Source organism: Streptomyces sp. Alt3, assembly GCF_030719215.1.
Taxonomy (GTDB): domain Bacteria; phylum Actinomycetota; class Actinomycetes; order Streptomycetales; family Streptomycetaceae; genus Streptomyces; species Streptomyces glycanivorans.
In genome coordinates this window covers 15533-37588 of sequence record NZ_CP120984.1, presented here as the reverse complement: position 1 = coordinate 37588, position 22056 = coordinate 15533, and the positions used below count along the sequence as shown (strand labels likewise).

Sequence of the window (22056 nt, the reverse complement as noted above, 5' to 3'; positions counted from 1 at the left end):
CCTTGCCGCAGCTCGCCGTCGTGCACACCTTCTGGACCGACTACGAGCAGCTGGAGAAGCCCGTCCGGGCCGGGGTTCGCAAGGCGATCACCAAGTTCCAGTCGCTGACGGTGGCCGAGCTGTACGCGGACAAGGGGCTGGGGTTGTCCGTCGCGCGCATGGCCCGTGATCCGCGGATGAGGACGATACGCATCACAGCCTTCTGGAGGGGCGTGCTCCTCGCGCCCGACGACGGAAGCGAGACCTTTCTCCTCCTCAAGGTGCTGCCGCACGACGAGGCCCTCCAGTGGGCCGCCACCCGGCTCGTCTCCGTGAACTCCGCGATGGGGAGTCTGGAGGTGCGGGACGTCGTGGCCATGGAGCGGCTGGTCACTTCGCGGCCCGCCTCCCACGCTCCGACGACTCTCTTCGCTCGGTTCTCCGTCACCGACCTCACAGCGCTGGGCATCGACGGCCAGACCTTGGAGGCCATCCGCACCATCACGGGCAGGGCTCAGTTCGACGCCTTCCAACCACTGCTGCCCGAGGACCAGCGCGAGGTGCTCCAGTACCTCGCTGAGGGGTTCGAACCCGCAGAGGTCTTCCAAAACGTCGTCGCTCCCAGGCGACCAGCAGACGCGAACCCGCCGGCTTCGGTGAGCCTCGCGGATGCCATTGCTCACACGAGCGACCGGATCACCCTTTTCTCGGAAGCTGGGGAACTGGAGGAGATCGCTGGCAAGCCGCTGGTCGCGCCACGAACCGGAGAGCTGCTCAGCCCCTCCAGACGGGGCGAGCGCAAGGACTACGCGTGTGAACGGCTACCCCTCGCCGACGGCGGCCAGGCAAACGTCTTTAAGGCGGTACACAAGCCCAGCGGCAAGGTCGTCATCCTCAAAAAGCTGAAGGACAAGTACCCGCCCGCCCGTCAAGTTGCCCGCATGAAGCGAGAGATTGAATGCGGGCGCAGCCTGATCGGGAACCCGCACGCGATGCCGATCCTGGACTTCGATCCCAAGTACACCTGGTTCGTCATGCCGTACGCGGAGGCCACCGCCGAGAGCTGCCAGGAGGAATTCTCCGATGATGCAGCCCTACGAGAGCTGCTGGAATCCCTCTGCTCGGTCCTCGCGGTGGCGCACCATGAGGGATGGATCCACCGGGACATCAAGCCGGCCAACGTCCTGCGCCTGAAAGGTCGCTGGGTCCTGGCGGACTGGGGGATTGTGCGGCGGCCCCTGGGCCAGACGACCGATCCGCAGCGTACCCGCGTGGGGGTCTTCCTCGGCTCCGAGGGTTTCGCGGCCCCTGAGCACTACAACGACGCCCACCACGCGGGCCCCACCGCCGACATCTACAGCCTGGGGCAGCTCATCGGATGGGCCGTCACGGGCGAGATGCCCCTCGTGAACGTTCCGTTGCTCCCCAAGTCGGGCCCCTGGCGTGCGATCGTCCGGGAAGCGACCCAGAGGGACCCGGAGCGACGCCCGGCCACGGTGTCTGCCTTCCTCGATTTCGTCGCGCAAGAGCTGGACGAGCCGGCGGAGCCCGTTGTGCTACGCGGCGAGCACCTCCAGCGGGAACTGTTCGCCGGGCCGACGGGTGCGGGGGCGGACCTCCTGACGCTGGCCGCTACGCATCCCGACGACGCTGCTCTCTACTTCGACGTGCTGATCAAGGTTCCCGTCGCCTCGATCATGGCGGACCTGCTGGCCGACGCCGCTCGTGCTGTAGAGGTCGTGTCCGCGATGGCGACACTCTTCGGTACGGACGTCTCCCACGGCTCCGAGGAACTCGGCGCCACCGTCAAGTGGCTGGCCAGTATCGCCGAGGAAGCGGCCCGGGCGAGGGAGCTCGATCTCCTGGAAGCGTGCTGTGGTGGCGCGTTCGAATGGATCCCCCTCCTGGACGACCAGAGCGGGCAGGCAGAGGGCTTCTCCTGGTGGACGACCCTGAGCGGGGACGCCGCCAGCTCGGTGGCGGCCATGCTGCGACAGCACCCGGAGAGCGTGATGTACTTCGGCCACCTGGCGCACGACCTCCGCGTCGACCACCGGATTCGCGCGGCCATCGCCCAGCAGTAGACCGGTTCGGCGCAGTCGGCGCGGTGCAGCGCCTCGGCGAGTCCGCACCGCAACTGGCTTTGGGTGATGGAGCGATGGGGCAGACTGTTCCACAGGGTCGGCCACAGGTAGTGGGTCTCATCGGGCGCTGCCTTCGCCTGCACCTATGCCCGGTCCCCAACCGCTGGTTGAGGCTGAAGCTCGCATGCCAGCTCCTGCAGCTTGACCAACGAGGCCGTATCGAGGGCCTTCAACTCCCGAGGTACTGGCTCATCCCAGCCTATCGCCCTATGCTGCCCGACAACACCCCAACACCTGGAACCGGTCCGCCGTCTCGCGCCGTGTCGGACGCGCAGCCTCTCAGCTTCGTGTCGGACGCCGGACGGATGCGGCGGCCCGACCCGCTTGACCTGTCTCGACGATGTGTAACCGCTCGCCGCTGGGCTCCACATCAGGTGAAACGCACGGTGAGCCTCTTGTCCGGTGCATTCGGCTCGTCTTCTGCGGCAGCTCGGACCAGGACGGACGCGATCGCTTCGAACACTTCATCGCCCATGCGGCCACGACTGACTGCAGCGTTCTCCCAAACGATCTCGACCGGGCGCTCGACATCCCTGCTCAGGCGGTCCCACAGGGCGCTCAGGTTGTGCCCGTAGTACGGACCGAAGTCCAGAGACTTGGCAAGAACCCGGTGTAGGTCCGCCTGGCTTCCGATCTGTGCCCCGTCAATGGCGACCCGCATGTCCTCCACCTCCTTCGGCCAGCCAGGCGATTCTGCGACTCCCAGCCCCCCTGCAGGCACCGCGCCCCGCTTAACTGACGTGTCTCACGGTCGATGTCGGATCCGACTGCCGTCCGACATCGACCATGAGATTCCGACACGAAACTTGAGACCCTACATGTTCGGCTCGTCCTGTTGGCTCATGTCGCGCAGGCGGCTGTAGTGGAACTGGTGGGCCACAGTGATGGTGCAGGTCGGCCCGTTGCGGTTCTTGCTGAGGATGAGGTCGCTCTCGCCGGCCCGGGGGCTCTCAGGCGTGTAGGCGTCATCTCGGTGCAGCAGGATGATGCCGCTCGCGTCCTGTTCGAGCTGTCCGGAGTCGCGCAGGTCGGAGGTCTGTGGGACCTTGCCTTCCCGGTGCTCGGAGCCGCGGTTGAGCTGTGCGCAGCAGAGGATGACGGCGCCGGTGTCTTCGGCGAGGAGTTTGAGTTCGCGGCTGACTTCGCTGACGCGGTCGTAGTTGCTTTGCCGGGGGTTGCGCTGGTCGGTGTGCATGAGCTGGACGTAGTCGATGATCACTAGTGGGGCTTTGCCGGTCTGGCGGATTAGTGAGTTGATGCGGGTGCGGACCAGGCCGGGGGTGACGCGGGGGGTGTAGTCCATCCACAGCGGCATCGTTTCGAGGTCGGGCAGGCGCCTGGCGATGCGGGTCCAGTCGCTTTCGGTGATGGCCGGCCCACCCTCCATGAGGTGGTGCAGGGCGACACGGGACTTGCTGGCCAGCACGCGGTTGGTGACCTCGTGCTTGCCCATCTCGATGCTGTGTACGAGGGTGGGCCGTCCGGAGGCGGCGTTGGCCAGGGCCACCCCGAGCGTCATCGCGCTCTTTCCCATGGCCGGGCGCCCCGCGACCATGATGATGTTCCCGGGCAGCATCTTGAGAGCCGCGTCCAGGTCCGTGAGCCCGGTGATCGCGGCGGCCTCCAGCGTGGTCTCCAGGCCGTCCATGTGGGCTTCGAGGCCGTCGCCGAACCGGCCGAACAGCCCGTCGTCGCTCGACTCGTCGGCGGCGATGTGCTCCAGCTCCGCCTGGTGGGCGGCGATCGCTTCGTTGACGCTGACAGGGTCGACCTGACGGGACGTCTGCATCCCGCGCACCAGCGCCTCCTGGTAGCGGCGCAGGCGGGCATAACCGTGGACGATCTCCGCGTAGTGCATCACCTCGACCGAGGTGCAGGCCTGCTGGGCGATCTGCGACAGCTGGACGAACCCGCCGATTTTGTTCAGCTCACCGGTACGGCGCAGCTCCGACTCCACCATCGGCACGCCGGTCGGCTTGCCCTTGGAGTGCAAGGTGACGATCGCCCGCCAGATCGTCTCGTGATGCGGCCGATACCAATCACCCTCCTTGCTCAGCACCTGCATGGCGGCGGCAACCGGGTCGTACGCAGCGGTGGCCAGCAGGCACGCCCCCAGAATCGACGTCTCCGCGGCAACGCTCACCGCGTCCGGCGACTCCTCCAGCTGCTGCACAGGCATGCTCACGACCGACTCCTCGAACACGCTCACAGCTGCTCCTGGGGGGTCGTCAGGGTCGGGTGGGTGCAGCGGCGGTTGGGGCCGTCGTCGTCGTCGTCCAGGGCCCAGCCGTACTGGTCGCAGTCCGGGCAGGCGGCCCGCAGCGCGACAGGGTCCTGCGGGGCGGCACCCGGGGCCGTGGCGGCGGCCGGGGAGGGCTTGCGGTAGAGGCACAGGTCATCGACCCAGCCCGGCAGGCACTTCACCCACGAGGTCGCGCCACCGGTGTTTTTGAAGATTTCGGCCTCCAGCGCCAGGCGCTGGACGTCGTTCATGCCGGCCAGCGAGGGCCAGCCCTGGGTACGCATCGCACGCAGCAGCCGCGGGGCGCACTTGCGGGCCGTCGACAGACCGGCCTGCCATCGCTGCATTCGCTGCAGGAAGTCCTGTGCTGCTGCGAGCTCCTCGGGAGTGAACTCCCGCCCTTCCTCCCTCTGGGGCGGGAGCGACCGGTTGGTGCGCGTGAGGGGGTTGGGGGAGGAGGAATCCTCCTCCTCCGGGGGGTGTGGGGGGTGGGACCCGGACTGCGGGTTTTCCGTATTCCGGCTCTGACCAGGCGAAACGCGGGTTCTCGAACTGCTGATTTTCCGCAGTTCGGGCCCGGACTGCGGGTTTTCCGCGTTCCGGCTCTGACCAGGCGAAACGCGGGTTTTCCGCGATTCGGTGGGCGGCTGGCACTCCGAATCGCGGGAAGCCCGCGTTTCGGCGTGGACCTGCATAGATGCGGTGATGCCCAGATCGACGTACTGCTCGTTGTTCGCCGGGTTCCGGTAGACGCGGGTGACCCAGGTGGGGCGCTCAGTGGTCGAGTCATAGGCGGGGACGCGGGAAAGATGCCCTGCTCGCGTCAGCCGCGCAGTGATCGTTTTGTACCGGTCTTTGCCCATCTTCCAGCCGCGCGCCTGGAGGTCGCCGCGGATGGCTTCCATCGTGGAGGGGAGCCTGGGATCGCGGAGGAGCAGCTCCGCGAGGACGCCGAGATCCTCGGGCTGAAGTCCCGGTGTCCGGACCAGCTCACGGCGCAGAACCACCTCCTCCGGGGTCTCCCAAGCACGCTCCAGGAAGCTGTTGCCGAATTCGTCAGTCACAGCTCACCGCCCGGAACGCGAGCGATCGAGTGCGGGGCGCGCAGGAGGATGCCGAGTGTAGGCGCGGTGTTCACGGCCGGGGCGAAGGTAGCGAAGGCCGTGGTCACGCCTCCTGCCGGTGTCGCCTCAGGCGTCGGTGTGACACTCCAGGAAGGAAAGATTCGTCGAGCCGCAGCTGGATGCCGACGGCGTGGGCAGGGCGGGCGGTGCATGTGGCGATCTCCCCTAATAGGGAAGCCGTGACCAGCAGATGTGACCTGACAGGAGACTCAGATGGTGGCGATCCGTGACATGGTCCGCTTATCCTGGGTAGAGGTGAAACGCGGACCGATAGGTCCACGGGCATCACCCCCGGGCGAGGTCACCTCACCGGGCACGACTCGGGATGCTTGCAGGCTGCGAGTCGACTTATTTGCAGGTGAACGGTCCTCGTTGTGGCGACGAGGACCGTTTCTGTGTGTAGAGAGGCTTAGGCTGATTTGTTCTCCATGCTTATTTCAGGGTGTTTCTTCGCCAAGCCTTGGAGGAGGCGCAGGTAGGCGGCACGGGATCGAGCTCGCGGTTCAGCCTGGCCCGTCTCCCAGCGATGGAAGGCGACGCGGCTCACTTCCAACGCCTCTGCGACTTCCGCTTGGGTGAGGCCATCTGCCCGCCGCAAAGCCGCGCGCGCTGCCGGGGGAGGCAGGTTCGGTCGCGACAGGAGAGCTTCAATGGCGTCCATGTGTACTCCTTAGTGCCACTGAAACTATACATGGATCTATGCTTCTTTGTGTGTCCCGCGGTAAGTCGTGAGCGTTCTTTGCGGTCAGTCACTGACCACCTCTCAGCTCGCGGAGATGAGCTATGAAAGCCTGGGCTTCTGACGCATGCGGGTAGTGGGACTGGAGGGCCTGACCGAGGTCAGCGGAAACCATCGCCAGCGACGGCAGCGACCGTCGGCTGCCTGTGAGAGCCCTTTCCCCGAAGCCGAGCGCGGAGTCCAGGTCGCCTTCGCGGGCCGCGACCACGCCCAAGGTGACCCGGGCCTCCGCGATTCGCATGGGCGAGCGTTCTGTCCCGTCGAAGTCCGTTCCGGCCCGGATTACTTCGTGAGCCAGCTGCTCTGCGAGACGGTTCTCGCCGACCTTGCGTAGCGCGTCCATCCGGTAGAAATCCCACTTGGCAGGGTCCACGACGAAGTGGTCCTCGATGTTTTCCGGGTACGGCAAGCGCTCCAGGAGCTGACGGCCCTGGTCCAACGCCACCTCGGTCTGAGTCCGGTCCCCTAGCCGCGCCCATGCTTTCGCCCTCTGCGCATGCAGCTGCACGGCAACGCTCTCAGTTGGCGCCACGGCAATGCCGGCCTCTGAAGCCGCGATAACACCACGGTAGTCGCCCCTCGTCAGCGCAAACCATGCTCGCATCTCATGCGCCCAACCCTGCACGCTCAACTCCCCGGCCTCCTGGCCGAGCATCAGCGCGGCCTGCCGTGTGGCCTCCGCGTCGCGAGGTCGGCCGGAGTCGTACTCGACGCAGCCCACCAAGAGCGAGAGCTTCCCGGCGAGCGCGATGATCTCGCGGTGCTGTGCCAGGCTGACCCGCTGGTGCTGGAGGCCCACGACGCGGGCCAGCCACGCCTTGCCCTCCAGGAGCAGTTGGTCGGCGGGCAAGTATGCGTACTCGCAGCACAGCCGATCCGCAGTAATCCGCAGCGCATCCAGGGTGGCCACGTCGATGTCGGAGGCACGTAGCCGAGCGATGACGTCCACGGTGTCCATGCCGCTGACCTGCAAGATCTCGGCTCGCCCGTCACGGCGGCCCCGCTCGGGGAAGAAGGCACCCGTCGTTGTGTTGAAGACGGCGGCGATGGCGGACCGGTACTTCGTCGGCTGGGCGTCGCCGCGTTCCCAACGCTTCCACTGGCGAAGCAGGTCCTGCTCACTGACCTCTTGGTCATCGGGGAGTCGGGCCATCAGCGCGCGTATGGCGTCGGCCTGCGACCAGTCGCGGGCGGCGCGCTCCTCGACCATCCGGCGCGCCCAGTCGGGACGTTCATCCATCGCCGATCCCTTCACCGTACGGTCCAGCGGCGCATCCTGCGCCCCAACAAGGTGCTGTCAGCGGAGCAGAAGCCAGCCCCTCTGCGGGCGAGCATGGCACGCACCCATGTTCGCGCGGAGGTGACAAGTGGCGGTGACATTCCGAATGTCACCGGCCGATGTCACTTTACGCAGTCGCACTACCTGAGCACGGTCATGGTCACTGAGCGCCAAGAGCTGCGTATGGGAGGTCGTGGTCAATGAGGACCGCCAGAACTTGCATGGCGAAGCTCTGCCAGGACGTGCGCCGGATCTCCGCCGTAAACGATGTGCGGTTCGTCGGCGGTGGGCGTCTCGAAGCGGTTCGCATGCCGAAGCAGGTCGTCCTCGCTGAACGAGATGCTGTTCGCATCAACCAGCGACTTTGCGTTGCGCTTCCGGATCCTTTCCCAGCGCACCTCGTGAGGCGCAGGCAGGTAGATCAGTACGGGCTCACCGCCGGCTTCCATGATGGTCGCCGCCCACAAGGCACGCTCTTCCCGTGTCCAGAACCCGTGGTCGACTACGACTTCGTGTCCGGCCGCCAGGAGCTGCTGTACGCCCAGGGCGATGTCCTTGAGGACGGGTGCCTCCCGGACAAGGAACTCGCCGCGGGGGAAGTCGCGACCGTAGTGTCCGTAGCGGCGGAACATTTCCTCGTCAGGGCAGAGGCGCCGGAAGCCGGCATCCTCCAAGGCGCGGGCGAGGGTCGTTTTTCCAGCACCCTGCAGACCAGTCATGAGGATTGCGCGGGGCGCAGGCCCCTGGCGACCGGGCAACGCTGTGGAGATGCGGCTGATCTCGAATCGTCCTTCCAGAGTCAGGGTGTCGGCGTGCTCAGCGCGAATGAGCTCGCCGTGGCGTGCTTCGAGGTAGCTGGTGAGGGTGTCGTCCAGGAGTACGGCGTCGCTGGCGTTCACCGCAGCACCTCGGACGTGGTGCGTCGCGTGCGGCCAGGACCACCCAGGTCTACGCCGTACTCGAGGAGCTGGCCGTCGACGTCCAGGAACCTGGCGGTCAGTACCAGGATCGCTGCGACGGTTTCGGCGTCCAGCTCTAGGAGCTCCAGATCCTCCTTCGTAGCGATGCGAGCGGTCTCCTCATCTATGCGCTGTTCAACCTGGCGCCCGGTGGCTTCAGCGATGAGGTCCAGCGACAGACCTCCCTTGAGGCGCTCGCTGCGCGCGAGCTCGGGCAGCACCCGGGAGAACTCCGCTGGGATCCAGGACGTTGAGTGGGAGACGATCCCGTGAGCGTCCCGGTAGACGCGGCTTCGGCGAATCACGTCGTCACCAGGGTCGATGCCGAGCACACACGCGACGCTCTTGGGGGCCGGCACCATGCCAGCGGTGTGGCCGGAGGACTTCTCGCCCACGCCCCACGACGATTTCGTCTTGCTGCTGCGGTCGTGACGTTCGGACCCCGATGCGAGGGACAGGGGCCGCGCCATGACTTCGGTGCCGACGCCCGGGATGCCGTGCACCAGCTGCTCATCCCGCAGCAGCTTCATGGCACGGTCGGCCGTTGCAGTGCTGACGTTCCACTGGTTCGCCAGGGCTCGGATGCTGGGCAGCAGTTCGCCTGGCGCGAGTTCCCCGGAACCAATGAGGTCGCGGTAGTGACCCGCGATGCGCGCGTACGGCGGCCGGTTGTCGGCCCTCGGTTGCCCTGGCATGGCGCCTCGCCTCCTTCATTTCCGTCTAGGTGCCTCACTATACCGCTTGACACCTGAGGGTACCTGAGGCAACCTGATGTATGTAAGTCGGTGGGCCTCACGGAACACCGACTAATCCAACGTAGAAAGTCGTCCGCCTCGTAAGAGGGGACCGGGGTTGATGGCACCAACAAATCCGCCGGGTTCTTGACTCTCTACTGCACGTCGCAGCGCTATGTGCTGTCCGTCCGACAGGACGCCGGGGTCACCCGCGCGGCCTGACGGGCGGAGAGAGCACCGCGACGCCGCCCCCTTCCCCTTCGCACATGAGGAGATCCCGCATGCCCGTCACCGCCGCGATGCCCACCGCCAAAGAACGCCCCCGCCGGACCCGCACCAAGCGGGTCAGCGCCCTTCCTGCCATCAAGCTCTCTCAGCTCCTGCCCTCGCACATCGACCTCCGCAACCCGCTCAAGGCCGTACTGGTCTGCCAGGACTGCGAGACCTGGGTGCCCATCACCGGCATGCAGAGCAAGGTGCAAAAGCTGGTCCCTCACCACACCGGCAAGGCCCACGTCGCCGCCGCAGTCCACTGCCGGAGCAGCAACCGCAGGGTCCAGTTCGACATCACGATCCCCGAGTGGCGCCACGCCCTGACCGACGCCGCCACGGAAGCCTCCAGCCGCCAGGCCACCTCGGTGCTGCCCAAGGCATTCAGCCCGCAGACTGACCAGACCCTGCGGGGGCGCAGCGAGAGTGGGGCGGTCGAACGCCGCGCTGAGTGGGCTGCCGCCTTCCACCGTGTGCGGCAGGCAGACCAGCGTCGCACCGTTCCGCAGGGCGCGCGCCCCACCGACGGTCCCGAGGCTCCGCTGGTTTCCCACCAGGCTGCCGCGCAGCTGGAGGAGGGCCAACTCCAGTGCGAGCGCTGCGGCGCCACCGCGTCCAGCCTCGTCGAGGCGGTCGCTGCCGGATGGTGCCGGATCATCCACCGGCCCCACTGCGGACGATGCGCGCAACGCTTCCCGGCCTGGACGCGTACCTCGTTCTGACCTCGAATACCCGCGACGAACGACCACGGCCCCGGCCGCCCCGCTTCAAGAGGGGGCGGCCGGGGCCGTGGCTGCTCGTACAGCAGCCCAGGGCCACCGGCCCTGAACACGACGAACCCCCAGGCGGGCATGCCCGGGGGTTCGTCTTCGCAGTTCACCCTCTGTAGAAGGGCAAACGCGCATGCACAGGATGACATCCACTCAGGCCCGGCACACACGCCGGGCCGTAATCCAGGCCGCGGTCGACTCCAGCGCAGCGCGCGCTGGCGGTGACCCGGACCTCTATTTCTGCGCCGACGACCAGGGGCTCGCCGCCTGGCAGGCCCGCCGTACCGAGGCGATCCGCCTCCGCACCGGCTGCCCCGTGCGGGCCGCGTGCGAGGAACTCGCCCTGCGCGACGGCGACGGACGACCCGACACGGACGAGATGGTGCGTGCCGGCCGGACCGGCCGCGAGCTCGCCGCCCACCGCGCTGCCCACACTGAGCGCCTGGCGGCCGCGGTCGACGCGGACCGGGACACCGAAGGCCGCCGGCTCGACACGCTCACCACCCAGCTCCAGCACGAGGCGAGCACGAACCCCGACTCCAGCCGCAATGGCGGACCCCGCGCCATCGCGTTGCGGACCGCCGCCCAGAACGACCGGCTCCGTACCCTCTCCGCTCAGATCCACCAGATCCGCGCCGCCCGCCCGGCACGTGCCGGATGGGCGGTGGCGGCATGAGCCCCACCACTCTCGTCCCCCGGGCCGGTTGGCTGGAGGACCAGGAGCGCGACGACAACCAACGAGGCTTCGAACGCGACGAGACCGACAACGCCTTCCGCCAGCTCGTGCACCACCTGGTCGTCGACGGCGATGCCCGCGCCCGGTCCGCCGGCCGCCAAGCACGCCGCACCCTCGCCGAGATGGACCCCGGTTACGAACTGCAGCCGGTACTCCTCCTCGCGCCCAAGGTGACGTTCCGGCCGTCGAACGGGCAGCGCCCGCGCAGCACGGCCCCGGCCCCGGTGCCGGTGGAGAACAGCGGCACGTTGCAGTGCGACACGTGCTCAGGGTGGTTCGGTTTCACCGGCTGGACCTGCCCCGCCTGCAAGCAACTCCAGGGCGCGGCGGCGCTTCCGATGCGGCCGACTCCGCACGAGCGGGACGGCCGGACCGAGCCGTCCCCGGCCCCCGCCCGGCCGCACTCCCCCGCCCCCGTGCGGCACCGGTCCTGACCCGGCACATACCTGCTGCCCGCGCCGCACAGCACCTCGCGGCACGGGCAGTCACCGTGTGCGGCATGGCCCACCCGCTCGCTCTCGCGCTCCTCGCAGCCGCCGCAACGGCGGCTGCGAGGGCGTGGGACGCGGGCCACCAGGCCACCAACGTCCACCCCGCACCACCGAGAGGCACCACCCCTCATGGCCGATGACCTGCACACCCGCTACATGCGCGCCGCCGACATCTGGGACGCGTACCGGGCGGGCTGCACCACCTGCCAGCACGACACCCGATGCGCGGCCGGCGTCCGGCTCTTCGAGCGGTTCACCCGCCTCCAGGACGCCTACCTCAACCGCTCCTGACCCGGAGGACCACTTGCAGGACAGCAACCGGCCGGGAGTCTCAGCCGAGGACGACCCCATCTTCGACGCGGACCACTCCCGCTGCCCCTCGGGCACCGAGCGCCGCGCCCGGACCACGGTCGACGCGGTCGAACGGCACACGGAGCTGTGGCGAGCAGCCGCAGCTGAGAACAGCACCCGCCCCCGCTTCACCTGACCCGATCGGAGAACCCAGATGTTCAGCAACAGCCACAAGATCACCCCGGACGAGATGCCGGAGATTTTGGACCGCCTCCAGCCGCACTTCCCGCCGTACCTGACGAAGGTCGGCCGTGGTGAGTTCGGCGGACTCGACTTCGAGTTCGAGCCGTTCACGGGCCGGGAGGCAGAGTCGGTTCAGCCCTCCACCCACCATGACGCCCGGCTCTCCTACGTGTACAAGGACGACGACCCGGCCGAACGCCTGATCCGCGAGAAAGCCCTGCGCGTCCTGGACCGTTGTTTCGAGCGTGCGCAGCAGCAGTGGCGGGACGCGGCCTACGTCGCCGACTTGCGGGACGTTGTCCAGGACGCCCCCGCCCTCTGGGTGTTCTACAGCCGGGACGTAGAGGCGCTGGACGCGGCGTGCGCCTACCTGCGGACGCCGGAGGCCGCCGCGGAGTGGCCGTCAGCGGTGAGCCGTCTGGTCGACGCCCAGAGCCGCGCGGCAGCCGCTGCCGCCGCGTTCGACGAGCGGGCCCAGCACATCGCCGACGCTCACGACCGGCACGTCTACGCCGATCTCGGCCCCGTTGAGGCCCTGAAGCGGGCCGGATTCCCGGAGGCCACGAACTGGCACATCGCTGACGCCTCCTGCTACGGCCGCAGGCAGTACAGCGACTGGGAGACACACCCCCCGCTCACCGAGCAGATCCGCCGCCTGGTCGAGCAGCAGGACAACCACCTCACCAAGGTGAGGCGCCTGTCCGGCACCGGCTGACACCCCCTCACCGCACCACCAACCGGAAGGGGAGGCACGCCATGCGCGCCGTCTATCTGCTCGGCATGTTCAGCCCGTTCATCGTCCTCATCGCCGTCCTGCTCGCGCGCTGAGCCCTTAGAAGGAGACCAGACATGGGAATGCCGGACATCCCGGAGCGCCTGCGCCAGCCGCGCGGGGCAGTGCTCGCCGGTCTGAGTGTGATCACTCTGGCCGTGGCCATCCTGTCGGTGGCCGTCACCTACGACATCCTGGAGCCCGCCTTCGGGGCCTGGGCCGTGCCCACGGTCGGCGCCCTGGACACCCTGTGGGTGATTTTCCAGGTGACGGAGATCCTGGCCGGCAACAACCGGCCCCGCGCGAAGCGGGTGCAGGCGGCCGGGCTGACACTCACCCTCATCAACGCAGCCATCCCCACCACGCACCTGATCCTCGCGGCCCGGAGTGGTGCGCCGTTCGACCTGGCCGTGGTCATCACCCCGGTCGCGATCATCGCGACCAAGGGCGCCTGGTGGTGGGCGCTGCCCAGCCTCGGGCGGCCCGTATCGGAGACGACGCGGGGCAAGCTCGCCACCAAGCGCCAGGACGTCGCCGACCGCCTGGAGGAGATGGAGGCGGAGGCCGCGCACCGGATCGAGATGCTGGGGCTCGCGACCACGCTGGAGACTCAGGTTGCGGAGGCCGAGACGGCCTACCGAGTGGCCATCCTCAAGGCGCAGCAGACCATGACCGAGAAGCTTCACGGTCAGGCCATGACGACGGAGAAGACGGTCGCTGAGAAGGCGCTCCCGGCGTCGGTCGCGGCGATCAGGCTGCCGGTGCTGGAGGAGTGGACGCCGACCGCGCCCGCCCTGCCCGGCACACCCGGCGGCACACTCGAACTGCTGGCCGCAGACGGAGTCACACAGGTCAGCGAGGGTGCAGCCGGAACCGGCACACCCGGCGGCACACCCGAGGACGACGGCGGCACACCCGGCGGCACACCCGAGGACGCAGCCGTCACACCCGAGGAGCAGGCGGCACGTGCCGCCGCGCTCGCCGACCTCGCGGCCGTGGCCGGTGTGCCCGTGCCGGAGCCCGGAGAGCCGCTGAGCGACGGTCAGCTGGACGTGGCGCTGCGGCACCTGCGCTACGTCGACGACCCGCCGCAGTCCTACCGCCAGGCCCGCGACGAATTCCGCGACCTCGGCTTCGTCGGCTCCGAACGCCGCGTACGCCGCGCCTGGGCCGAACTCATGGAGAAGGAGGAAGAGGCCGCCGGTCCCCAGACGGACAGGGACGGGGGAGCTGAGCAGACCGAGGACGAGGACACCTCCGAGGACGCGGGAGCCTGACCCACCGCGGATCCGGACCACCGTCCGGCACCACCGATGCAGCCCAGCCGGAACCGTCCGGCTGGGCTGCGTCGCGACTGCCGGAAACAGCACAGCAGTCGAGACGAAGCAGACCCGGTGAGTGACCAGGTGAGCGAACCGAGCGTTCGCAGAGCCCAGGGCAGCAGACCCGGCGAGCAGCCGCCACGCCACCCGCCCACGCACGACAACGAAAGAGGGGCAGTGACCAAGAAGAGCACGCAGGCCGATGCCGAAGAAGAGCTCTACGCCCAAGCGGCAGGCGCGATCGGCGTCCTGTGTATCGCGGCCGGCATCCTCGCCGCGATCAAGGACAAGCTGGGCCTCTCCTGGGGAGGCGCCGTGGCCGTAGCCATCGGAGCGCTCGTCGCACTCGGATACGCGGCCTGGTGGATCCGCACCCGCATCCACGCCTACCTGCACCGCAAGACGCAACCTGCGGTCAGGCAGGACGGGCCCGCAGGGGACGTGACAGCGGCTCAGGGCGACGTTCCCGGGCCGCCTGTCCACGCGGGGCTCACGACCGCGCTGTCCCGGGCCGGGGCCATCGGGAAAGAGGAGGTGGTCCTGGACGAGGACGTCACCGTCAAGCAGCTCGACGTCGGCACCCTCTACAAGTTCCTCCTGCCCCCGAGCCGCACGTCCGAGGATGTGGGCAAACACCTCGGCCCCATCGCCTCGATGTTCGGCGTTACCCGGCTCCACCTGAAAATGGAGACCAGCCGGAAAAGCGAACGCCAGGTGCGCCTCCTGGTGCTGAAAGAGCCGCCTTTCAGCCGTCCGTTCCCGGCGCCGACCCGGCAGGAGATCGCCGATTTCGCCGGAGTGCCGATGGGGCACGACGTCACCGGAAAACTCGTCGGCGTCCCCACTTTCGACAAAGCGTCACTGCTTGTCGGAGGGATGACGCAGACCGGAAAGACCACACTGGTCAACGGCATCATCACGTGTCTGCTTATCGCGTACGGCGATTTTGATCTCTATTTGCTCGACGGGAAACTGTGCGGGCTCACGGAGTTTCAGAAAGTCGCTGTCCGGTACGAGGCATCCGATGATCCGGCTGTCCTGGGGAGCATGCTCGATGAGCTGAATGCCCGCGTGGACGACCGCTACACGAAGATGCAGGAAGCCAAGCGAAACCGGCAGCCCGCACCCGTATTCAAGCCGGTGTTCTTCATCATCGATGAAGCTGCCGACTTCTACGTCGACAACGGCAGCAAGGACTCACAGGAAACCGTCCGCCAGAACGAGGACAAGTCACGGAAGCTGGTCTCCAAATCGTTGGAGTCCGGAATCTCCACCATCATGATGACCCAGCGTCCATCCAACGACGCTATCCCGGTCAAGGTGCGTGACCAGTTCCTCTACCGCCTGTGCCTCTACGTGGCAGCAAAGGGAACAGCGAAAGTGGCACTCGGCGACTCGTATTTTGAAACGGTCGCCCCGATCCACCCCGCACTGCTCGACCCGAAAATCCCGGGTCAGGCCGTACTCTTCGCGGGTGGATCATCTGCCCTCATTCGCGGATTCTGGTTCGCCGATGAGTTCATCTGGCGGACAGTCGACGAGGTACTGGCCAAGCAGCACTCGGTGATCAGCGAGGTTCCCGAAACCCCGCTTACCCGCGCCCTGAGAATCATGGAAGAAAAGGGCGTCGAGTTCATCCCGACGGCAGACCTGGCCCCGCTCCTCGATGTCACGGACACATCGCCAAGTGTGCAGGGAAAGCGGCTTTCCAAGCTCCTTGGAGTGCCCCCCGGTAAAGACGAAAAGGGCGTGGTTCGCGGCTACTGGGTCAATGACCTCTCGGCCGCTGCCAAGGCTTCCAGGTGACCTCCCCGGCTCCCGCTGAACGTCCGCTGGCGGTCCGCTGGCTCCCGTCTGGGAGCCGTCCAGCCAGCGGCTACTGGACGGCTCCCAGCGGACCGCCAGCGGATCCCCAGCGGACCGCCAGCGGGAACAAAAGAGGCGCTGACCTGCCAAGACGCCGAAACGACAGAGCGAGGAAGGAGAAACCCCCGTGAGAGCCACATCAGCCGTCACGATCGGCGTGGGAGCCACCGCGGCCGTCGTCGTCGGCGCACTCGTGCAGGCGACCGGCGTGGGATCCGCCGGCACTGGGCTCGGGACGGCACTCAGCATGTCCGTCCCCGCCGAATACCGGCCGCTGATCGAGGAGGCAGGAAATACCTGCCCCGACGTCAGCCCGAACCTGTTGGCCGCACTCATCACGCAGGAATCCGGATTCAACCCGAAAGCGCAGTCCCCCGCCGGTGCGCAGGGAATCGCGCAGTTCATGCCGTCAACGTGGGAATCCCACGGAATCGACGGCAACCGGGACGGTAAGCGGGACGTCTGGGATCCAGAGGACGCCATCCCCTCGTCCGCGAAATACCTGTGTACCGTCGCCGAGGAAGTGAAAGACGTTCCCGGCGACAGGCAATCCAACATGCTCGCCGCCTACAACTCGGGGAGCAGTAGGGTTATCGCGGCCGGGGGTGTCCCCGATATCGACGAGACGCAGAATTACGTCAAATCGATCAACGCGTTAACCAAACAGCCCGGCGGCGGAAAGACAGCCACCAGCACGCAGGCTGAAACGGCAGTCAATGCGGCAAAGGGCGAGATCGGCACCCCCTATTCGTGGGGCGGCGGTAACGCCAACGGCGCCTCCGCGGGGAGTTGCTGTTCCCCGAATGGGAGTTCCGGATCGAGCGTTGCCGGTTTCGACTGCTCCGGACTCGTCCTCTACGCCTATGCGAAAGCGGGAATCAGCCTGCCTCGCACAGCCGCCGCACAGTTCGCGGCATCCGAACCCGTGACACCCGGACAGATGCGCCCCGGCGATCTCGTGTTCTACGGATCGAGCGCCGCGAGCATTCACCACGTCGGAATCTACGTCGGGGGCGGCTGGATCATCAACGCCCCCAAACCCGGCACCAACGTCCGGTATGACCCCATGGACATGATGACCGACCTGTATTCCGTCGCACGGCCCGTACCCTCCAAGGAGATCTGAAATGCGCAACTCCACCACGCTCGCCGAGGCAATCGACATGTCCACCGGATTCACGGACTTTTTCGCCACCATCGGTCTCACCGGTACCGGACTCGTCACCAAGGGAATCGCGGCAGTAATCGCCATTGTCGCGGTCCTCATGCTTCTCAAGCTGCCCACCGACCCGAAGGCGGCGCTCCGCAAGGGGGGAATGGCGATCGGCACGCTGTTCGTCGCGGTAATCCTCGCGATGTACGGAAGCTCGCTGTTCTCCACCGTGACGAGCGTGTGAGGACGACGACATGCCGGACGACAACCCCTGCGACCAGATCAAGGGCTACGCCCGCGAGTTCTGTGATCGCAGCCTCGACGACGGCACCACCGCCCCGGACGGAAACGTCATCCCGCCGGGCGGTGGGGTCACCGACACAGCATCAGACCTTGTCAAAGACCTCGCCAGGGGTCTGAGCGAGACGGTCAGCGAGCTGGTCGCCCCGAAGAACCTCTCAGCACCGCAGGAGGCCGAGAGCTGGATGATCGACCCGTTCATGTGGCTCGGAGAGCACATTGCCGTCGCGATCCTCATGTGCGTGATCGTGGTGTGTGCCCTGACCGCGTGGCAGGGCGCACCCCGCCTCAAGCAGTTGGGTCTCTCCACCGGGTGGACGCTCGTGGCTATCGCCGCCATGTCGTCTGTCCCGGGCGTGGTCAAGATGCTGAATAAGGGTGTGAGCGAGGCATTCACAGCCGCGTTCAACTCCAACGAAGCCACGCTCTTCGGCGCGATCCAATCGCATCTGGAGAAGGGCGGCGATGCCGGAAACCCGTTGGCGCAACTGTTGATCATCAGCGCTCTGGTCGTCTGCCTGGCATTTGCCGGGCTGGTCTTCCTCACCCGCCAGCTCGGCATCCTGGTGTTCGTCTGCATGTCGCCTCTGGTGATCGCCTCGCTCGCACGCGGCGGCGACACCACAGCGGTCCGCGCATGGATGAACCGGCTGCTGGGCCTGATGTTCTGCCCGTTCGCACTGCTGGCCATCAGCCCGTTCATCCCGCTCACCAAGGGCTCGCTCGTCCTGGACGCGGTGCTGCTGCTCGCCGCAGACGCCCTCATGCTCCGCATGATTTTCCACGGCGTCCCGTACATCGGCCCCCGCCTCGCGGGTGCCGCCCGGAGCATGGTGGAGAGCCGCACGACGAACCCGATGGCGCGGGCCGTCGTGCGGGCCGGCGTCCCCGACGTCTACGAGCAGGAGAACGGCCCGCGCGGCATCAGGACGGTCCCCACCCCGGGCCGCGCCGTGCACCAGGACCGCGGAGTGCTCCTGGCTGCGTACGGCGTCCAGCAGCACGCACGGCCCGGACGGCTGACCACCGCGTCCACCATCAAGCAGGTTCAGGAAGGCGCGGAACGTCACGCCCAGCTCACCGAGGCGCGCCGTCAGGCACGCGTTGCGACGCAGCCCAGGACGGGAACCCCGCAGCCCCGACCAACGGTCCCGCCGGTCCCGCCTGCGGGCGTTCGCGCTCCGGTAGCTCCGGCTCCGCAGCCGGCCCCGATGCCCACAAGGCCGCCCACTCCGTAGCTCGCCCCCGGGCCGCGACGTCCGCCCCGACCATCACGGTCGGGGCGGACGTCGCGGCCCGCCAATTTCCTGGAGGAACCCGTGTACTCCCTGACGCCCGGCTACCGAATTCCCGCCCTGCAGCGCGGTCTCAGCCCCACGGAAACGATCCTGACGAAGTCCAACGTGGGGCTCGGGAGTGCCGTGCTGATGTCGGCGATGATCACCCCGCCTCCTGCGTGGATGTTCGGGGCGGTCGGCGCTGCTGCCGCAGTCCTCAACCTGACGCCGGGTCCCCGATCGATCGGGCGCTGGGCGGCTGTCGGATACCGACGTGTCCGGGAGCGCACCGCGCCCAGCTCCATGACCACCAGGCCGGGCAGTACCCGGACGTGGGCGCTCTACCCGCAGCACGGCACGATGCAGGACGTCCACCGCCGGACCGAGTTCCATACCGCGTTTGCCCGCGCCCTGAATTTCGCGGGTGAGCAGGCGCGCACCGCAGGGATTCAGGTGCACGTGACCCACCACGCCACGGTCGGTGCCACCACTGACCACACACAGACCATCTCCGTGCACGTCCCCAAGGGGCTCGCCGGGCATCCCGCACGGATCGTCGACACCTTGGAGGGGGAGTTTGCCGCACTCGGCACCCTGACGCCCTTCGAACTCGAACCCGTGCCCGTGGTGGTCGAGCGGGGGCACGGGTGGGCCGCGCTGGACGACGGCCGGTACGCGGCCACCGCCAGGGTCACCGGCTGGCCCGAGGAGACCGGCGGCGACCTCATGACACGCCTCCTGCTGGGACAGAGCGCCGATCGGTCCATGGCTGTCCTCTACCGGCCCCTGCCACCCGCACAGTCCCGCCGCTCAGCCCGGTGGCAGCGCGCGGCCGGCGAGGCGTTCACCACCGACAAGATCAAGGCAGACGCCCAGGACCTCGCCAGTGGGACTACCCACGGCGCGCTCGTCCAGGGCGCCACGCTCGTCGACCTGGACGCCTACCTGACCGTCTGGGGCGAAAGCCCCGAGGACGTCACGGACGCCCGGTGGCAGGCAGTTCTCACGGCTGACCGGCACCGAATCCGCCTCGACTGGCTCACCGGCCAGCAGCACCGCGCACACGTCATGACCACCCCGCACGGAGCCTCCACCCAGAAAGGGGCGATCCTGTGATCCGCCTGCCCTCCACCCACGCCGCGATCACCGCCCCCCTCGTCACCTCTAACTCCCGCTTCCCCGGCATCACGATCGGCCGGTCCATGCTCGACGGAAGGGAATTCCGACTCTCCCCCGTGCTCACCGAATCCGCGGTACTGCCCTCCACGAATTCGCTCGCGCTGGGCGGTCTGGGCTCCGGGAAGAGCACCACGGCCAAGAAGCGGATCCGCCGGGAGATCCTTGACCACGGCCACCAAGCCGTCGTCATCGACTCGTTCGGCGAGGGGGACGGCGGAGAGTGGGCCGCACTCGTCCGGTCGCTGGGAGGCCAGGTCATCAAGGCCGGAGCTTTCACGCTCAACCCATGCTCCGAACTCTTCCCCCAGGAGGTGAGTGAGCAGCTGGTCCGCTCGCTCATCCTCGCAGTGGAGCCAGGCGCGCTCACGCCGCAGGCAACGCACGCACTTCAGCACGCGCTGAATCACCCCAAGGCCACCTCGCTCAGCGGGCTCGTGGACGCCCTGGCCGCGCCGGAGGACGGCCGGTGGCCCGCAGCGAAGCTCACCGAGTGGGGGGAGGGCGCCGCGATCGCGTTGTCCCGCTACACCGAAGGATCGCTCCGCGGCCTCTTCGACGGCCAGGACGCCAGCCTGCCCCCAACAGACCTGCCCATCCTCAGCTTTGACTTCACCGGCCTGGACCGCAACAGCCCCGCCATCCCGTCGCTGATGGCAGCCGTGACGTGCTGGATGGAGCACGTGTGGCTGCCGCAGTCGACAGCAGTACACCGGCACCTGGTCATCGAGGAGGCGTGGCAGATTTTCCTGTCTCCCAGGACGAGCGAGCTGATTCAGCGGCTGACGAAGAACAGCCGCAAGGCGTCGCTGTCGCTGGACGTCGTGATGCACACGCTCTCCGACCTCGGAGAGGGAAAAGCCCAGGACCTCGCGAAGCTCTGCGAGATCGCCCACGTCGGACGCCTGGGCCCCGAAGAAGCCGAGATCGTCGGCGCGCTGCTCGGCCTGCCGTCCTGGGCCGTCACCATGCTTCCGACACTCGGCCCCGGCCAGGCCGTGTGGAAGGTCGGACCCGGCTACGTCGACATCATCGAGACCGTGCTGACCGAGGAGGAAGCCGCCCTCACCGACACTTCCTCACGGCGTCGCCAGGCACAGCAGGCCGCCGCCGTCGAACAGGAAACCACCCCCCTCGACGACGGCGAGGACCAGGAGCCCGACTACGACCAGGACCACGCAGACGCTCTGCCGGCCGAGGCTGCACCAGCCCTTGATGAGGAGGAGGACGAGGAGGACGAGGCCGGATGGTTCTGGGAGATGCCGCCGAACGTCGTCGACTGGCACGACAGGGCCCTTCAAGCCGCCAGGGAGGGGCGCTGCGCTGAAGCTGCGGACCTCGCAGCCCTGGGGGAACGCGAGGATATCGCCGTTCACGGCATCAACTCCGACGAGGCCATCGCTTGGCTGTCCACGCGTGCCCAAGTGGCTGATCTATGCGGAAGCCCCGAACGGGCGGTGCAGCTGCGCGCTACCGTCGCCCGCATGGGCAAAGACGACATGTGGGCGGGCCAGGCCCACGACATCACCCCGAAGCCCCACCAGCCCGAAACGGCCACCGATGACGACCCGACCCGCGACACCCTGAAACGGCTGTGGCCCGCCGCTGCGGCCATCGTGGCACTCTCCCTCGCGATCGCATTTGTCTGGGACAACCCCGGCGGCGAGGCCAAACAGCGCCATCAGAAAGAGGCGAGTGCTGCCGTTGCTGCGGACGAGGGCAGAGCAGGAACAAGGGTCACCATCGATGGTGTGGAGGCTCACGTAGTTGCCGTCTGGAGCGATGACCGCAAGAGCGTTGTCCTGGCGGTCCATCCGTACTACGACAAGGACAGGCCCGCCCGGTACCTGCGGATCGACGTAGGAGACAAGAGCGTCAGCGACATCCGCGGTGAGGAAAAGGTCCCCAAGGACCCTGAACTCGTCGTACCAGTCAAGGACCCGTCCGCAGAGGTGACTCTGCGAGTGGCAATGGGTGGCAGGAACTGGGAGGAAGGGGCACGAGCTGAGTCACGCCAGATCCGCCTTTTCCCGAACGGCAAGGCAGTCGACGCGGGAAATGGGAAGACACTCCCCTCCGATCCGGTCTGAAATCGACCGCCTACCCACCCCACGGAGCGGCCCCGCTGTCCGGACCTCGGTCCAGGCAGCGGGGCCGCTTTTTTGCGTTCACAGACCAGCAGGGCGCGG

The 22056-nt window shown here is 67.6% G+C and carries 21 protein-coding genes; 14 read left to right on the top strand and 7 right to left on the bottom strand.

The genetic code is table 11. The annotated features are described in order from the left end of the window. The first annotated feature begins 2 nt into the window (after window positions 1-2). Window positions 3-2063 carry a serine/threonine-protein kinase gene (locus P8A20_RS37305; protein WP_306105278.1) on the top strand — a complete coding sequence of 687 codons (2061 nt, stop codon included), beginning with the start codon at window positions 3-5 and terminating at the stop codon, window positions 2061-2063. Window positions 2064-2493: 430 nt separating this feature from the next. Here P8A20_RS37305 and P8A20_RS37300 read toward each other — a convergent pair whose 3' ends face one another. From P8A20_RS37300 to P8A20_RS37270, 7 genes are all read right to left on the bottom strand, one after another. Continuing rightward, on the bottom strand, window positions 2494-2784 hold the full coding sequence (locus P8A20_RS37300; protein WP_306105277.1) for a barstar family protein: 291 nt from the start codon (window positions 2782-2784) through the stop codon (window positions 2494-2496). Between the two features lie 153 nt (window positions 2785-2937). Further along, a complete protein-coding gene (locus tag P8A20_RS37295) occupies window positions 2938-4302 on the bottom strand; it encodes a replicative DNA helicase (protein WP_306105467.1) in 1365 nt (454 codons plus the stop codon). Window positions 4303-4328: 26 nt separating this feature from the next. Then, window positions 4329-4712 (bottom strand): hypothetical protein, encoded by a 384-nt coding sequence (locus P8A20_RS37290; RefSeq protein ID WP_306105276.1) that lies wholly within the window; start codon window positions 4710-4712, stop codon window positions 4329-4331. A 1186-nt stretch (window positions 4713-5898) separates the two neighbouring features. Beyond that, complete coding sequence (locus P8A20_RS37285; protein WP_306105275.1) at window positions 5899-6150, bottom strand: helix-turn-helix domain-containing protein; 252 nt, start codon at window positions 6148-6150, stop codon at window positions 5899-5901. 88 nt (window positions 6151-6238) lie between these two features. Next, complete coding sequence (locus P8A20_RS37280; protein WP_306105274.1) at window positions 6239-7468, bottom strand: NsdA family TPR-like regulatory protein; 1230 nt, start codon at window positions 7466-7468, stop codon at window positions 6239-6241. 236 nt (window positions 7469-7704) lie between these two features. Further along, window positions 7705-8406 (bottom strand): P-loop nucleotide/nucleoside kinase family protein, encoded by a 702-nt coding sequence (locus P8A20_RS37275; RefSeq protein WP_306105273.1) that lies wholly within the window; start codon window positions 8404-8406, stop codon window positions 7705-7707. Further along, a complete protein-coding gene (locus tag P8A20_RS37270) occupies window positions 8403-9161 on the bottom strand; it encodes a GntR family transcriptional regulator (RefSeq protein ID WP_306105272.1) in 759 nt (252 codons plus the stop codon). Before P8A20_RS37270 ends, P8A20_RS37275 begins: the two co-directional genes overlap by 4 nt. Before the next feature lie 320 nt (window positions 9162-9481). Between P8A20_RS37270 and P8A20_RS37265 the strand changes: the two genes are divergently transcribed. The 13 genes from P8A20_RS37265 (at window position 9482) to P8A20_RS37205 (ending at window position 21957) form a co-directional block, all read left to right on the top strand. Then, on the top strand, window positions 9482-10192 hold the full coding sequence (locus P8A20_RS37265; RefSeq protein WP_306105271.1) for a hypothetical protein: 711 nt from the start codon (window positions 9482-9484) through the stop codon (window positions 10190-10192). Between the two features lie 190 nt (window positions 10193-10382). Beyond that, a complete protein-coding gene (locus tag P8A20_RS37260) occupies window positions 10383-10916 on the top strand; it encodes a transcription factor WhiB (protein ID WP_306105270.1) in 534 nt (177 codons plus the stop codon). Next, window positions 10913-11410 carry a hypothetical protein gene (locus P8A20_RS37255; protein ID WP_306105269.1) on the top strand — a complete coding sequence of 166 codons (498 nt, stop codon included), beginning with the start codon at window positions 10913-10915 and terminating at the stop codon, window positions 11408-11410. The genes P8A20_RS37260 and P8A20_RS37255 overlap by 4 nt, the downstream gene beginning before the upstream one ends. Window positions 11411-11596: 186 nt before the next feature. Beyond that, entirely contained in the window at window positions 11597-11758 is a 162-nt protein-coding gene (locus tag P8A20_RS37250) for a hypothetical protein (protein ID WP_306105268.1), read from the top strand. A gap of 13 nt (window positions 11759-11771) precedes the next feature. Continuing rightward, complete coding sequence (locus P8A20_RS37245; protein ID WP_306105267.1) at window positions 11772-11954, top strand: hypothetical protein; 183 nt, start codon at window positions 11772-11774, stop codon at window positions 11952-11954. 18 nt (window positions 11955-11972) lie between these two features. Continuing rightward, on the top strand, window positions 11973-12716 hold the full coding sequence (locus tag P8A20_RS37240) for a hypothetical protein (protein ID WP_306105266.1): 744 nt from the start codon (window positions 11973-11975) through the stop codon (window positions 12714-12716). A 134-nt stretch (window positions 12717-12850) separates the two neighbouring features. After that, window positions 12851-14050, top strand: a complete 1200-nt coding sequence (locus P8A20_RS37235; protein WP_306105265.1) for a hypothetical protein — start codon at window positions 12851-12853, stop codon at window positions 14048-14050. 222 nt (window positions 14051-14272) lie between these two features. Beyond that, window positions 14273-15901, top strand: a complete 1629-nt coding sequence (locus P8A20_RS37230; RefSeq protein WP_306105264.1) for an FtsK/SpoIIIE domain-containing protein — start codon at window positions 14273-14275, stop codon at window positions 15899-15901. 187 nt (window positions 15902-16088) lie between these two features. Further along, window positions 16089-17087, top strand: coding sequence for a C40 family peptidase (locus P8A20_RS37225; protein ID WP_306105263.1), 999 nt, complete (start codon window positions 16089-16091; stop codon window positions 17085-17087). Between the two features lies 1 nt (window position 17088). Beyond that, window positions 17089-17358 (top strand): hypothetical protein, encoded by a 270-nt coding sequence (locus P8A20_RS37220; RefSeq protein WP_306105262.1) that lies wholly within the window; start codon window positions 17089-17091, stop codon window positions 17356-17358. Window positions 17359-17368: 10 nt separating this feature from the next. After that, a complete protein-coding gene (locus tag P8A20_RS37215; protein WP_306105261.1) occupies window positions 17369-18652 on the top strand; it encodes a hypothetical protein in 1284 nt (427 codons plus the stop codon). Between the two features lie 81 nt (window positions 18653-18733). Continuing rightward, entirely contained in the window at window positions 18734-19807 is a 1074-nt protein-coding gene (locus P8A20_RS37210) for a hypothetical protein (RefSeq protein ID WP_306105260.1), read from the top strand. Then, complete coding sequence (locus tag P8A20_RS37205) at window positions 19804-21957, top strand: putative type IV secretion/conjugal transfer ATPase (RefSeq protein WP_306105259.1); 2154 nt, start codon at window positions 19804-19806, stop codon at window positions 21955-21957. The genes P8A20_RS37210 and P8A20_RS37205 overlap by 4 nt, the downstream gene beginning before the upstream one ends. The last annotated feature ends 99 nt before the right edge of the window (window positions 21958-22056 follow it).